Origin of the sequence: Shimazuella soli (assembly GCF_022511585.1) — a bacterium.
Lineage (GTDB): Bacteria > Bacillota > Bacilli > Thermoactinomycetales > Thermoactinomycetaceae > Shimazuella > Shimazuella soli.
On sequence record NZ_JAKWBN010000003.1, the window covers coordinates 246,698 to 260,288 of the forward strand.

A 13,591-nucleotide genomic window follows, 5' to 3' on the forward strand; every position below is an offset into this window, starting at 1 on the left:
ATTGTACCTTGTATTTATCGAGTTGAGCCACCAGGTAGACCAAAAGCCGGGACCCACAGTCTAACAATGAAATTTGCTGCTGCTAATAGGATGACGAAAATGATGATCTTGGTGTAGGTAAGGGAGATATTCTGGCGATCAGTTAACTTGGTGTGTTTTCTAATGACTTTTACCCAAAATACATATAAACAAATGAAAATCAGAAGTACTCCAACGAACCACACAGGCCCATATGTTATATGGGAGAAATAGGTCTTCCATGTCAACGGTTCCCGATTGAAAATATAAGCATCGATTGCTTGGGTTTGGCTAAGGATGAAATCGTAAAAGATGATAGGGATAAACAGTCGAATGAATCTATCTCGGAGAAAACGTTTGGCTCCTTTACGCTCCAAAGAAGATGGAACGAAATAGCCTGAAATAAGGAAGAACAGACCCATGAAAAAGCTTTGATTGATAGAGAGGAATAGGTTTCCAATAGTAGCTTCAATTGATTCGGGTTTGAACACATTCGTAGCAATGGAAAAGAAAACCAAGTGATGCAGCACTACTAATATGGTGAGTGTTGACCTTAGGTTATCAATAAAGAATAACCGACCGGCTTTTTGAGACGATGATTTCTCTATATGAATGTTATTTATTGTATTCATGGTAATATCTATGTTTCCTTTTCTAAAGATGTTTAAAAATGTATCTACCAACCCACCCATAAAATGCAGTTTAATAAGAGAGTTCTTTATCTTCCGTTTAAACGGTCGCTTTACGAAGCATTACATATGATGCAAGGATATAGATGACAACCAATGGTATGGAGCCGATCGCAAGTTCAAATGCGGAATGCTGGATGAACAAATGAAAGATATCTACCCACCATCCATAAATTAACGAACCGATGGTGGCAACAACAAAGACGGTGCCGAAGAAAATAAGTAGTCCGGTACGACCAAATCGTTGAAAGATGCTCCCTATAACAACCCCAAGAAAACACATATTCAGCATGAACACAAAACTCGTTAATAGTTGCTCTATAACTGACCCGTCATTTAAATACGAAAGGTGGAAAAAGTGTAATTTCGTACCCCATCCACCTGTCCACTGCTCTACAAGTGAAAACAGAAACAATACAATTGCAAATCCAGCACTTATCACAGCGAAAATGCTTGTGGCACCTAAAAAGAAATCCGTTCTTCGTACGCTTAATCCAAGTGCAAATGGAAACATGCGAATGACAATAACGATCGCTATAACCAGCAAACTAATGCAGGTAGGGGCGATACTGCCAGGATAAGAGATCGGCACACCGATGAGAAAGCTGATGACAAGATTGGAACCAAAGATAAGAAACGTAATGATCCATGGGATGAAAAACCACCATTTCGCTTTAAAGTGCATATTCATGACACCTGTTATGTGGTTCATTGTACTTCCTCCTCCTTTTTATGAGTCTTTGCACTTGTCAGATGAACGATCAGTTGTTGCAACGATACTGGAGTGAGTTCAAGTCCAAGTTCTTCAGACTGTTTGCGATCTTCTGTACTTAGTTCCCCCATGACATGGGCTGAGAGAAATCCACCAAGCGGTGTACGATCAATCACATCTTTTCCTGCTGTAAAGCTTTCTACCTTTGTTGTCTGCCCAGTGACGGTAATTGCGCGTTCGCGAAGAACATCGTTATCTTCATTGATAAGTATCTTGCCGTTATCGATGACGATAACATGCTCTAAAAACCGGCTTACTTCGTCGATCAGGTGTGTGGATAAAATGATGGTTCGCGGATGTTCCCCGTAATCCTCAATCAATCGATCATAGAACAAGCTTCTAGCCACGGCATCGAGTCCCAAATAAGGTTCGTCGAATATCGTAAGCGGTGCACGGCTGGCTAGTCCGATAATAATTCCGACAGAGGAGAGCATTCCTCGGGAAAGCTTCTCCATTCTTCTCTTCAGTGGAAGCTCAAAATCCTCAATCAATGTATAGGCATATTCCATATCCCAGTTTGGAAAAATCGAAGCAGCCACATCCAATACATCCATAATGCGAAAGTTTTCCGGATATTTTTGGCTTTCTTTAATGAAACAAATTTGACTAAGCGCATGACTGTTTTCATAAGGGACTTCACCGAAAACTTTTACCTCCCCATATGTTGCAAATATTTGAGCAGTAATTATTTTCATGAGCGTTGTTTTGCCGGCACCGTTTCTTCCAAGCAGCCCGTAAATTTTATTTGCTTCGATGGAGAAACTGACATCATGGACTGCTGTTACGTCTCCATATGATTTTGTCAGTCGGTGTACTTCAACTGCATGACTCATTTTGTTTTTACCCCTCTCTTAATCATGTCTGTCAATTCTTCCGATGTGATTCCCAACTTTTCTGCCTCTTGAATCATCTTCACGACATACTGTGCAAAGAATTGTTCTTTCCGTTTCTCCATCAATTTCGCGTGTGCCCCTTTCGCGACAAACATACCGATGCCGCGTTTTTTGTATAAAATTCCTTGATCCACTAACAAATTCACCCCTTTTGCGGCCGTAGCCGGGTTGATCCGGTAAAAAGAAGCAAATTGATTCGTGGAAGGGACCTGCGATTCTTCAAGTAGCCCTCCTTTGATGATATCGTCCTCGATTCGTTCAGCAATTTGCACGAAAATCGGACGGCTATCATCGATTAAACTATCCATAACCTTCACCACCAAACTGGTTAATTACTCATGTAACTAACCATATAGGATTAAATTTTTGTTGTCAACAATTTCTATATATTTTTTGAAAAACTCAACACATCAGAACAAGTAAAATGTTCTCAAAGGTAAAGTAGTTTACTTAAATAGAAATAACCCGAGGTTTTACCTCGGGTTCAGTAGTAATACACTTATTAGACCGATAATAGGGAAATATCGACCGGATTATTGAATATTTTGTTAGTTTTATTTCTAGTTATCGCTATTTCTTTTGAGAAGAGCATTTATTTGCGCTTTTATAGTTTCTTTTTCCAAAGTAATAAACTTTTTTAGAGTTAAAATAGACAGGTTTTATAACACCATTATGCTTCTCTTCAAAGTGTAGGTGAGGAGCAGAGGAATTACCTGAGGTGCCTACATTTCCAATTTTTTGACCTGCTTCGATTGTCTGTCCTTTCTTTACACTGATGTTACTAAGATGTGCATAACGAGTTTCCCACCCGTTTCCATGATCAATGTAGACATACTTTCCATAGCTTCTATTACCGAGGTTTCCAATCTTTTTCACTTTTCCAGAAGCAGAAGCGACAACTGTATCTCCATAACCATTTTTTCGGCTAAGATCGATGGATAGCTTTGGATTATGGTCTTTTCGAGTTTCTCCTTTCCACGTTTGTCCACAAGGAAATGGCATTTGAAAGGAGGGAGCAGCATAGCTCTGCTCAGGACTTATTTCTACAATAGAAAAACAAGAGAAGAAAAGGACAAGAGATAAAAAACAGGATTTTATTTTTTTCACAAAAACACCCCCTGTATATCTCTTAGAGATAAAGCAATGTTTTCCTTTATAAATGAAATTATATTCAAAATATGGACGCAAATCGGATTGGAATTATGTTATCCAGTAACTCTAGTAATTTATTCTTTCTTAGGTACTCAGGATAAATAGAAGTGGAATTTTAGGAAATCTCTTTTCGTTCTGTTTCTATTGTACGTAATAGAACTTAATTTTTTTCATATAGACATGCCAACTTATAAGGTAAAAAATACTATATAATTGCAACAGTATATTCTATTTCTTGTGCATAATTAGACACAACTCTTCTTTTTTTGCTATAATCAGGTCAAAAGATAGTTCTTTTCGTAAAATTTTGTCTAGTATTGTGTAGCAAGTTGAATAACCAACTCGAATAAAGATGAAGGGAAATAAAAAATTTACCTTCTAAGGACAACTATATTCTTTTTATTTAAAAAACTGAAAGCGTTTTATTTTGACAGAGGATGAATGCAAAGGGGATTCTTTTATGCCGATTACCAAAGCATTTCTGATTATTTCCATCTTTTTTATTATCGCTGTCTTACTGCCGATAGCCGCGTTTATACTAGCCCGTATATTGAGAGCCTCTAGGCCGACAGATGAGAAAGCGAAAACTTATGAGAGCGGTGTTGAATCGGTTGGAAGCAGTTGGGTGCAGTTTCATGTTCGATATTACTTGTATGCTCTTCTCTTCGTTGTTTTTGATGTGGAAGCGATATATCTCTTCCCCTGGGCAGCCGCTTATGATGTTTTACGATCTGATATAGGATTAGCCATCTTGTTGGAGATGGGACTATTTATCGGCTTTCTGGTGTTGGGACTTATTTATGCTTGGAAAAAGAAGGTGTTAGAGTGGAAGTAAACTTTGAAAATATAGACCCTTTGACACGTCAAACGATGGACAGAAATGTTCTTACTACTACCTTAGATCAAGTAAAGGCATGGGCAAGAAGTAACTCCATGTGGCCGCTGACATTTGGACTTGCATGTTGTGCGATTGAAATGATGGGAACAGGAGGTTCACATTATGATCTCGATCGATTTGGTGTGATATTCCGAGCTTCTCCTAGACAATCGGACTTGATGATTGTCGCTGGTACGGTGACAAAGAAAATGGCTCCATTGTTACGTCGGTTATATGATCAGATGCCCGAACCAAAATGGGTTATTGCAATGGGATCATGTGCGACAGCAGGCGGGCCGTATGTCAAATCATATTCGGTCGTGAAAGGTGTCGACCAGATCGTACCTGTAGATGTTTATATTCCTGGGTGCCCACCAAATCCTGCCGCTCTAATCTATGGAATCCATAAACTGCAAGAGAAAATACGTTATGAAGCAAAAACTGGAAAGAGGGTGACGAGTCAGTGAGTGAGGAAGATAAAAAGCCACCTGTGCGTCCAAAGCCAGCCGCCAAAAAAGTAGTAGATGAGAAGGCACTGCCACCTTCCCCAAAACAACCTGTTGTGGATGATCTCGTCACTCAGTTAAAAGGAAAATTGGGAGAACGGGCAGTCTTAGAGGGTTATATTAACCAACCAAATGACCATTTACCTACCCTTATTATTTCCCAGGAAAAGTGGATCGATGTTTTATCTATTTTAAAAAATGAACCTGATCTACATTTTACCTATCTACAAAATGCTTCTGCCATTGACTATGAAACACATTTAGAAGTGGTTTTTCACCTGCATGATTTAAATCGCAAAGAACGGGTTGCAGTAAAAGTAAAACTCGACCGTGAGCAAGCTGTTCTTCCAAGTGCTTCTCATTTATTTGCTGCGGCAAATTGGAATGAACGGGAAATGTACGATTTAATGGGAATTCATTTCACAGGTCATCCTGAACTCAAACGAATTTTATTACCAGATGAATGGGTAGGCCATCCGCTACGAAAAGATTATGTTGCCTTGGATAAGGAGGTGTAGCCTTGATTCGGACAGAAGAAATGCTCTTAAATGTTGGGCCGCAGCACCCTAGTACACATGGTGTACTTCGTTTACTGGTAAAGGTGGATGGAGAGCGCATTGTAGAAGCTGAACCAGTAATCGGCTACTTACATCGTGGTACCGAAAAATTGGCCGAAGATTTAACCTATACGCAAATCATTCCTTATACAGACCGAATGGATTATCTATCTGCGATGACCAATAATTATGCCATTGTACATGCAACAGAAAAGATGATGGGGTTGGAAATTCCTGAACGAGCTGAGTTTTTACGAGTAATCGTAATGGAATTAAATCGGATTGCGAGCCACTTGGTTTGGATGGGTACATATCTGCTTGATATAGGAGCAATGAGTCCATTTCTCTATGCATTTCGGGACCGCGAACAAATTTTGGACTTATTTAACGAGTTATGCGGAGCGAGGCTGACCTACAACTATATGCGTGTCGGTGGGGTAAAATGGGATGCACCAAGCGGTTGGATAGGAAAAGTGGACCATTTTGTTACCTATTTGCAAAAGCAAATGAAAGAGTATCATCAACTGGTAACAGGGAACGAAATTTTCATGCAAAGAACGAAAGGGATTGGTGTTTATGACCAAGAAACTGCCATAAGCTTTGCCCTTTCAGGAGCGAACCTGCGCGTTACCGGTTTGAATTGGGATTTACGCAAGGATTCACCCTATTCCATCTACGAAAAATTCACTTTTGAGGTCCCTGTAGGTGAAGCAGGTGATCTCTACCAAAAGTACCTTTGTAGGATGAGAGAAATAGACGAATCACTAAAAATAGTAGCTCAAGCAGTTGATGACTTCCCAGCTGAAGGAAAGATCATGGGAAAAGTACCACGTGTTTTGCGCGTGCCAGAAGGAGAAGTATATGTTGGGATTGAATCTCCACGCGGAGAATTAGGATGTCATATCGTGAGTAAAGGGAAGGATAAACCATGGCGGCTTAAATTTCGTCGGCCATCCTTTTATAATCTGCAAATCCTCCCAACATTGCTAAAAGATGAAAATATCTCCAATTTGGTAGCTATCTTGGGTGGAATCGATATTGTATTGGGTGAGGTGGATGGTTGATGGATGCATTGCTCCTGTACTTAGGCCCTGTTATTTTATTGTTCATTGTGCTCGGTTTTGTCACTTATGCCATTTTAGCGGAACGAAAGGTGATCGGCTGGATACAGGGAAGAATAGGCCCTAACCAAGTAGGTCCTTGGGGACTTCTACAAACAGTGGCGGATATTTTAAAACTGCTGATCAAGGAAGATACCATTCCAAAAAATGCAGATCGTAGTCTGTTTAAACTCGCTCCTATCCTTGCATTTGTGCCATCTTTTGCCGTACTTGCGGTGATGCCGTTTAGTTCCCGAATACAGTTTGCAAATATCGGTGTAGGCCTGCTTTATTATATGGCGATTTCTAGTATCACTACTATCGGCATATTGATAGGAGGATGGGCCTCCAATAATAAATATGCTCTATTAGGAGGTATGCGCTCGGCGGCTCAAATGATTAGTTATGAGATTCCGCTTGTTTTATCTGTAGTCGGAATTGTATTAACAGTTGGTTCCCTTAATTTAAATGAAATCGTTGCGGCGCAACAGAAAACATGGTTTGTGTTTCCCCAAATAATTGGATTTGTTGTCTTTATCATTGCTTCTGTCTCGGAATTAAATCGTACTCCCTTTGATCTGCCTGAGGCAGAATCAGAGCTCGTAGCAGGTTATCATGTGGAGTACAGTGGTTTTCGTTTCGCTTTTTTTATGTTGGCGGAATATGTATATATTTTTGCGATGTCTTCTCTTACTACGGTTTTATTTTTGGGAGGCTGGAATGCCCCGTTTGGTCTAACATTTTTGCCGGGAATTGTTTGGTTTATCATAAAATTTGCGCTGGTTGTTTTCTTCTTATATTGGGTACGAGCAACGATGCCCCGGATTCGTGTCGATCAGTTGATGCAGTTTGCATGGAAAGTATTGCTGCCTCTGGCCTTAGCAAATATTGTGATCACTACTTTATTAAAAGAAGTTCCTTTTTTTACTCTATACTACTAAAAGGAGGGTCTTAAAAATGCTTGGTTTGATGAAAGGTTTAAATGTCACCTTGAAAAATATGGTGAAACCAAAAGTAACCTACAACTATCCCAAGGAACCCCTTAAGATGCCTGATCGATTTCGCGGGATACAATATTTTGATCCAGATAAATGTATCGTTTGCAATCAATGTGTTCGTGTCTGTCCAACTGATTGCATTTCTTTAACTGGCAAAAAGAATCCTGATCCTGAGCAAAAGGGGAAAGTGATCGATACGTACGATATCAATTTTGAAATCTGTATCCTTTGTGACTTATGTACAGAAGTCTGCCCTACAGAAGCAGTGGTGATGACCAATAATTTTGAGTTATCGACGTATTCCCGTGATGAATTGTTCAAAAATAGAGAATGGTTATTTGCTAATGATGAAAATATCCGTTCTGAAAATACATTAAATCCTCTTCCAGCAAAAAAGCCAAAAGGAGGATCACCTTCATGAATGCTGAGTTTTTCGCTTTTTCTATTTTGTCGGTTTTTGCTATAGGAGGTGCGGTTTTTTTTCTTAACTCAGTCCGTGTGATGCATATGGCTATTTCTCTTGCCTTTACATTCTTTAGTCTCGCTGGAATCTATTTTTTGTTACAAGCAGAGTTTTTAGCTGTTGTACAGGTGTTGATCTATGCGGGGGGAATTTCGATTTTGATGATTTTTGGGATTATGCTGACAAAGCCGGAAGAAGGAAGTCCTGGTCGATCTTTTCAGTACCATCAATGGATTAGTCTTGCTACGATAATTAGCTTTTTTGTAATTATTATGGTCATTATTTATCAATCACCAATCTTTACCCCTGCCGAAAAGGTATCTAGCCCTAGTGTGCAACAGATAGGCAGTATTTTATTTAAACAATATGCTATTCCCTTTGAGTTAGCATCCATTTTATTGTTGGTTGCATTAATTGGGGCTATTGTACTGGCCAGAAAGGAGCAGAAGTGATATGTATTTGACTTCTTACTTGGCTTTGGCAGCTATTTTATTTTGTATTGGTCTTTATGGGGTATTGAGCAAAAGGAATGCGGTGATGTTGCTATTTAGCGTTGAGTTGATGCTAAACGCTGTCAATTTAAATCTGGTTGCATTTTCGCGTTTAGGGTTATTTCCAAATATAGATGGGCAAATTTTTACCTTTTTTACCATCACCGTTGCAGCAGCTGAAGCTGCGGTTGGGTTAGCAATCCTTATTTCCTTATATCGTAAAAAAGAGACAGCAGAAGCGGATCAATACAATTCTTTGAAAGGTTAGGAGGCTGATAACAATGACAGGTTTAGCATGGGCAGTCCCTTTGCTTCCGCTGCTTGCATTTGTTGTGCAATTATTACTGCGAACAAAAGGCACGAAAAAACTTGTATCCTTCATTGGAGTTGGGCTGACGTTTTTGTCTTTTGTGTTTGCTGTTTATCTCATTGCACAGAGTTTCATTTGGAATCACAACATCCCAACATGGCAAATCAACTGGTTACATATTGGTTCAAAAGTCGTTACGGTTGGTGCTAGTTTTGCGCCCCTTCAAGTGCTCATGCTTTTTATTGTGTCTTTTGTTAGTTGTTTGGTTCAAATTTATTCCATTGGTTATATGAAGGCTGATGAACGAAGTAATACCTTTTTTGCCTATTTATCGCTTTTTACGTTTTCTATGCTCGGTTTGGTGATTGCACCGAATTTCCTGGAACTCTACTTCTTCTGGGAGTTAGTTGGTGTGTGTTCCTTCTTGCTTGTTGGGTTTTATTTTTATAAAGAATCAGCGAAACAAGCTGCTAAAAAAGCATTTATTGTAACTCGAATCGGTGATGTTGGTTTATTTATCGCGATTTGCCTATTGTTTTGGAAAGTCGGTAGTTTCGATTTTTCCATCATACAAGAAGCAGTAAAAACCAATCAAATATCTGCTGGTATGATTACCCTTATCGCTATTTTGATCTTTGCAGGGGCGGCGGGAAAATCCGGTCAGTTTCCGCTTCATACATGGTTGCCTGATGCTATGGAAGGGCCTACACCGGTCAGTGCTTTAATCCATGCAGCGACTATGGTAGCAGCAGGAGTATTTCTTGTGGCGGAAACTTTTTGGTTATTTGAAGCATCTTCTACTGCCTTAACTGTTGTATCGTATATAGGGGCATTTACAGCATTATTTGCAGCTCTTATCGCCTTGACTCAAACGGATATCAAGCGGGTACTCGCGTATTCTACTGTAAGTCAGCTGGGATATATGATGTTAGGGCTTGGTTCGTTAGGTTTAACGGCTGGCTTATTCCACTTATTTACCCATGCATTTTTTAAAGCTTTGCTATTTTTGGTTGTAGGTGCAGTCATTGTAGCATTTAGCAATGAACAGGATATTCGAAAAATGGGTGGATTAGGAAAAGAACAGAAATGGCTGGGGATTACATTTTTGATCGGCGGGCTTAGTATATCTGGGATTCCTCCATTTTCCGGTTTCTTTTCAAAAGATGAAATTTTTGCAGCAGTATATCAAAGTGGAAAATATGACTTGTTTGCAGCAGCATTGCTAACCGCTTTTTGTACCGCTTTTTATATATTTCGACTCTATTTTCTCGTTTTCACAGGAAGAGGAGCAGTGGGTCAAACGAAGACCTTCTCTTGGTATTATCAAGTACCAATATGGGTATTGGCTGTTTTTCCCGTAATTTCTGGTTTTGTTCAATTTCCAAAACCTATTTTAGGACAATGGTTGAAGAGTTCGGAAAGTGGAACTTTATGGTGGATAGCCCTTCTGGCTGCATTCGTTGCTCTGTTAGGTATATTTTTGGCTTATGCGGTGTACCAAAAACAATGGATATCTGCCTCATCTCTCATGAAGTATAGTGGTTTTGGCTATCGACTTTCTTATCGTAAGTTTTATGTAGATGAGTGCTACCAAGCGTTATTTGTATGGTCTCTTAAAGGATTAGGCTGGGTATTGATGGGTTGGGACCGTTTTATTATTGGAGGTATTGCTCGTTTCATCAAATCATTACCATATGAACTTGGTACGATAGGTTCATATGTACAGAATGGTCAAGTTCAACGCTATCTTTTAATAAGTGTCTTTGGTTTTCTGCTTCTTCTCCTAACGATCACAGCGGGGAGGTTGATCTTCTGATGGGACTTCTTTCTTATTTGCTAAGTATTCCGCTTTTAGGTGTGGTAGTAATTCAATTTTTGTCTAAGACAGCAGTAAGATCGCATCGTGTTCTAGCTAGTATCTTTACTTTTATCGCTTTTGTTTTCAGCCTATACTTATACTTTCCATTCCAAGCGAGTCAAGGATTACAGTTTAAAGAAAATATATCTTGGTTTCATTTTGGATCAACAGATGGTTTTTTCTATAGTCTTGGAATAGATGGGCTATCTTTGCCATTACTCGTCCTCACTACGTTAGTTAGTTTTATTGCGTCCATGGCTTCAATCTATGTTAAAGAACGTACAAAGACCTATTTCTCACTTTTTTTATTGTTAGAATTCGGGATGATGGGAGTTTTTCTAGCATCTAACCTATTTTTGTTTTTCTTATTTTTTGAGGTTACATTAGTAACCATGTTTTTCTTGATTGGAATTTGGGGATATTCCCAAAAAGAGAAAGCAGCTTATCATTTTTTGATCTACAACGGAATAGGTTCAGCATTTTTGCTCATAGGAATTGTGGGAATATACGTAATTTATGGATCGGTGGATTACGAGGTTTTGAAGCAAGCAATAGCCGTAAGTCCCTCTTCTGGAGTTATTTGGACACTGTTGACATTTTTATTGATAGCTTTTGCAATCAAGCTGCCAATCTTCCCTTTTCACCGCTGGATGTTACTTGTCCATGTAGAAGCACCTCCTTCTATCGTCATGATTCACGCAGGGATTTTATTAAAAATGGGTGCTTATGGGATACTTCGATTTGGAGTCGGTATGTTTCCGAATTATATGGAGTACATTTCTACTGTTTTAGCTGTGTTAGGACTTATCAACTTGCTATATGGAGCCATTTTAGCTTTTGCTCAGCAAGAATTAAAGAGTGTGTTGGCATACTCCAGTATCAGTCATATGGGAATCGTGCTATTAGGGATCGCAGCTGTAAATCAGGTTGGATTGCAAGGTGCTGTCTTTCAATCTATTTCCCATGGATTGTTATCTGCTCTTTTCTTTTTCTTAGTTGGTGCTCTCTATCAGCGAACCAAATCAACCCAATTAGAGGATTTTGGAGGGCTTGCAAAGTCAATGCCGATTTTTTCAGGTATTTTGATGGTAGCGAGTCTGGGATTATTAGGACTTCCAGGGTTATCAGGATTTATAAGTGAGTTCTTTTCCTTATTAGGGTTGTTTGAAAAACATCCGATTTATGCTGCTGTAGGGACATTAGGCTTGATTTTAGCAGCAGTTTATACCTTACGGGCTTTGATGTCAGTTACTTTTGGCGGGCAGCAAAAAGCCTTTAAAGCAAGGGACATGGATTGGAAAGAATGGCTTCCTATGTTTGTCTTGGTCTTACTCATCATTGGAATTGGAATCTATCCTGAACTGATAAGCAACACTTTAAATGGTGCGCTTAATACCATAGCATCTGGATGGAGGGGTTAAAGATGAATGAAATGATCATGCAACTCTCTCCAGAATGGATTTTACTAGTAGGGATTGCCTTAGTACTAGTTGGGGAGATTTTGTTAAACAAAGATAGCTCGCGGTTTGTTTTGGGTTTTATTTCTATTTTAACGGTGATTGCTTCAGGACTGTTTGTGTTACTGCAAGACAGAGAAGTTATCAACTTATTCAGCGGGAGCTTCATAAGTGATACCACTATTCGATCTATCAAAATTCTGCTTATTGTAGGGACTTTACTTGTGCTCATTCTCTCATTTGCCGAAAAAGTTTCTGCAAAAGGAGAATATTATCTACTTCTTTTAGCAGCTTTACTAGGCGCTATGACACTAGTAAGCTCCTCTGAGTTAATTTCTTTATTTGTCAGCTTGGAACTGCTCAGTCTCTCTTCATATGTATTGGTAGGTATGCAGCGGGATCGAATGATCTCAAGTGAAGCAGCATGGAAATATGTAGTTTATGGCGGTGCATCTTCGGCCTTTTTGCTTTACGGAATGTCTTTTTTCTACGGTTTAACAGGCACCACAAAATTAGTGGGCATGTCTGATTCACTTTCTATTGCCTACCATAATGAACATGGGTTGTTACTATATCTAGGACTAGTGCTTCTGTTCATTGGGATTGGGTTTAAGATCGCTGCTGTTCCGTTTCATATGTGGGCTCCTGACGTTTACCAAGGTGCGCCTACAACAGTCACTGCTTTTTTAGCTGTTGTTTCTAAGATCGCTGGTTTTGTCTTTGCCCTTCGATTGTTGAGTGGATTGTTTCCTTCGGATGGACTCAAGCCAATTGTACATATGGTGGTTGTCCCTGCATTACTGGTCATTGCCATGCTGTCTATGATCGTCGGAAATGTCGTAGCGCTCAAACAATCAAACTTAAAACGGCTATTGGCATACTCTAGTATCGGGCATGCAGGTTATATGCTTGTTGCGGTCATAAGTTTATTATTGAGTAAAGAAAAAGAAGCATTTTTCAGCTTATATTATTATTTTGTTGCTTATTTATTGGCTAGCGCAGGTGCTTTTGCTATTTTACAAGTAATCGCCAAAGAGCGCAGTCCTGACCAAAAAATGCTGAGTGGTTTGTATAAGAGGTCACCATGGCTTGCATTTTGTTTGACTGTATTTTTATTGTCCCTAGCAGGAATTCCATTTACGGCAGGCTTTATTGGGAAATTTACCATACTCATCAGCGCATTTGGCAATAGTTTATTTTGGCTCGCTGGCACTATGCTGCTCACGACTGTCATTTCCTATTACTACTACTTCCGATTGATCCGTCAGATGTATTGGCAAGATGATGACAAAGTATCGCTAGACAAAATTCATTGGTCAACAGGAATCGTAATTGCAATAACGCTTATAGGGACATTTTTATTTGGAATTATGCCAAGTTTTGTATTACAAAGCTTGAGCGCATGGATCGCATAAAGCAGAAATCCCCATCTTTAGTAGATGGGGATTTC

At 39.4% G+C, this 13,591-nt stretch carries 16 protein-coding genes; 11 read left to right on the plus strand and 5 right to left on the minus strand.

Annotated features, from left to right (window positions below; all coding sequences use genetic code 11):
• Nucleotides 1-14 precede the first annotated feature (14 nt).
• The 5 genes from MK805_RS09730 to MK805_RS09750 form a co-directional block, all read right to left on the minus strand.
• Nucleotides 15-650 carry an acyltransferase family protein gene (locus MK805_RS09730; RefSeq protein ID WP_240875566.1) on the minus strand — a complete coding sequence of 212 codons (636 nt, stop codon included), beginning with the start codon at nucleotides 648-650 and terminating at the stop codon, nucleotides 15-17.
• A 97-nt stretch (nucleotides 651-747) separates the two neighbouring features.
• Nucleotides 748-1,419, minus strand: coding sequence for a hypothetical protein (locus MK805_RS09735; RefSeq protein ID WP_240875568.1), 672 nt, complete (start codon nucleotides 1,417-1,419; stop codon nucleotides 748-750).
• Nucleotides 1,416-2,312, minus strand: a complete 897-nt coding sequence (locus MK805_RS09740) for an ABC transporter ATP-binding protein (RefSeq protein WP_240875570.1) — start codon at nucleotides 2,310-2,312, stop codon at nucleotides 1,416-1,418. Before MK805_RS09740 ends, MK805_RS09735 begins: the two co-directional genes overlap by 4 nt.
• Nucleotides 2,309-2,680, minus strand: coding sequence for a GntR family transcriptional regulator (locus MK805_RS09745; protein ID WP_240875572.1), 372 nt, complete (start codon nucleotides 2,678-2,680; stop codon nucleotides 2,309-2,311). Before MK805_RS09745 ends, MK805_RS09740 begins: the two co-directional genes overlap by 4 nt.
• A gap of 262 nt (nucleotides 2,681-2,942) precedes the next feature.
• The gene (locus MK805_RS09750) at nucleotides 2,943-3,479 is read right to left on the minus strand and encodes a M23 family metallopeptidase (RefSeq protein WP_240875574.1); all 537 of its coding nucleotides are present in this window, start codon (nucleotides 3,477-3,479) and stop codon (nucleotides 2,943-2,945) included.
• A 505-nt stretch (nucleotides 3,480-3,984) separates the two neighbouring features.
• Between MK805_RS09750 and ndhC the strand changes: the two genes are divergently transcribed.
• Genes ndhC through MK805_RS09805 form a run of 11 tightly spaced genes read left to right on the plus strand, consistent with a single transcriptional unit; the run spans nucleotide 3,985 to nucleotide 13,556 of the window.
• Nucleotides 3,985-4,359, plus strand: coding sequence for an NADH-quinone oxidoreductase subunit A (gene ndhC, locus MK805_RS09755; protein WP_240875575.1), 375 nt, complete (start codon nucleotides 3,985-3,987; stop codon nucleotides 4,357-4,359).
• A 35-nt stretch (nucleotides 4,360-4,394) separates the two neighbouring features.
• Nucleotides 4,395-4,868 carry a NuoB/complex I 20 kDa subunit family protein gene (locus MK805_RS09760; protein WP_255724597.1) on the plus strand — a complete coding sequence of 158 codons (474 nt, stop codon included), beginning with the start codon at nucleotides 4,395-4,397 and terminating at the stop codon, nucleotides 4,866-4,868.
• Nucleotides 4,865-5,425: an NADH-quinone oxidoreductase subunit C gene (locus MK805_RS09765; RefSeq protein WP_240875577.1), complete on the plus strand. Its 561-nt coding sequence runs from the start codon at nucleotides 4,865-4,867 to the stop codon at nucleotides 5,423-5,425. Before MK805_RS09760 ends, MK805_RS09765 begins: the two co-directional genes overlap by 4 nt.
• Nucleotides 5,426-5,427: 2 nt before the next feature.
• Nucleotides 5,428-6,528: an NADH-quinone oxidoreductase subunit D gene (locus tag MK805_RS09770; protein WP_240875578.1), complete on the plus strand. Its 1,101-nt coding sequence runs from the start codon at nucleotides 5,428-5,430 to the stop codon at nucleotides 6,526-6,528.
• The gene (gene nuoH, locus MK805_RS09775; protein ID WP_240875579.1) at nucleotides 6,528-7,505 is read left to right on the plus strand and encodes an NADH-quinone oxidoreductase subunit NuoH; all 978 of its coding nucleotides are present in this window, start codon (nucleotides 6,528-6,530) and stop codon (nucleotides 7,503-7,505) included. The genes MK805_RS09770 and nuoH overlap by 1 nt, the downstream gene beginning before the upstream one ends.
• A gap of 16 nt (nucleotides 7,506-7,521) precedes the next feature.
• Nucleotides 7,522-7,983: an NADH-quinone oxidoreductase subunit NuoI gene (gene nuoI, locus MK805_RS09780; protein ID WP_240875580.1), complete on the plus strand. Its 462-nt coding sequence runs from the start codon at nucleotides 7,522-7,524 to the stop codon at nucleotides 7,981-7,983.
• Nucleotides 7,980-8,477, plus strand: coding sequence for an NADH-quinone oxidoreductase subunit J (locus MK805_RS09785; RefSeq protein ID WP_240875582.1), 498 nt, complete (start codon nucleotides 7,980-7,982; stop codon nucleotides 8,475-8,477). Before nuoI ends, MK805_RS09785 begins: the two co-directional genes overlap by 4 nt.
• A 1-nt stretch (nucleotide 8,478) precedes the next feature.
• Nucleotides 8,479-8,784: an NADH-quinone oxidoreductase subunit NuoK gene (nuoK, locus tag MK805_RS09790; RefSeq protein ID WP_240875583.1), complete on the plus strand. Its 306-nt coding sequence runs from the start codon at nucleotides 8,479-8,481 to the stop codon at nucleotides 8,782-8,784.
• Between the two features lie 13 nt (nucleotides 8,785-8,797).
• Complete coding sequence (gene nuoL / locus MK805_RS09795) at nucleotides 8,798-10,642, plus strand: NADH-quinone oxidoreductase subunit L (RefSeq protein WP_240875584.1); 1,845 nt, start codon at nucleotides 8,798-8,800, stop codon at nucleotides 10,640-10,642.
• The gene (locus MK805_RS09800) at nucleotides 10,642-12,105 is read left to right on the plus strand and encodes a complex I subunit 4 family protein (protein ID WP_240875585.1); all 1,464 of its coding nucleotides are present in this window, start codon (nucleotides 10,642-10,644) and stop codon (nucleotides 12,103-12,105) included. The genes nuoL and MK805_RS09800 overlap by 1 nt, the downstream gene beginning before the upstream one ends.
• Nucleotides 12,106-12,107: 2 nt before the next feature.
• Nucleotides 12,108-13,556: an NADH-quinone oxidoreductase subunit N gene (locus MK805_RS09805; RefSeq protein WP_240875587.1), complete on the plus strand. Its 1,449-nt coding sequence runs from the start codon at nucleotides 12,108-12,110 to the stop codon at nucleotides 13,554-13,556.
• Nucleotides 13,557-13,591: the final 35 nt, after the last annotated feature.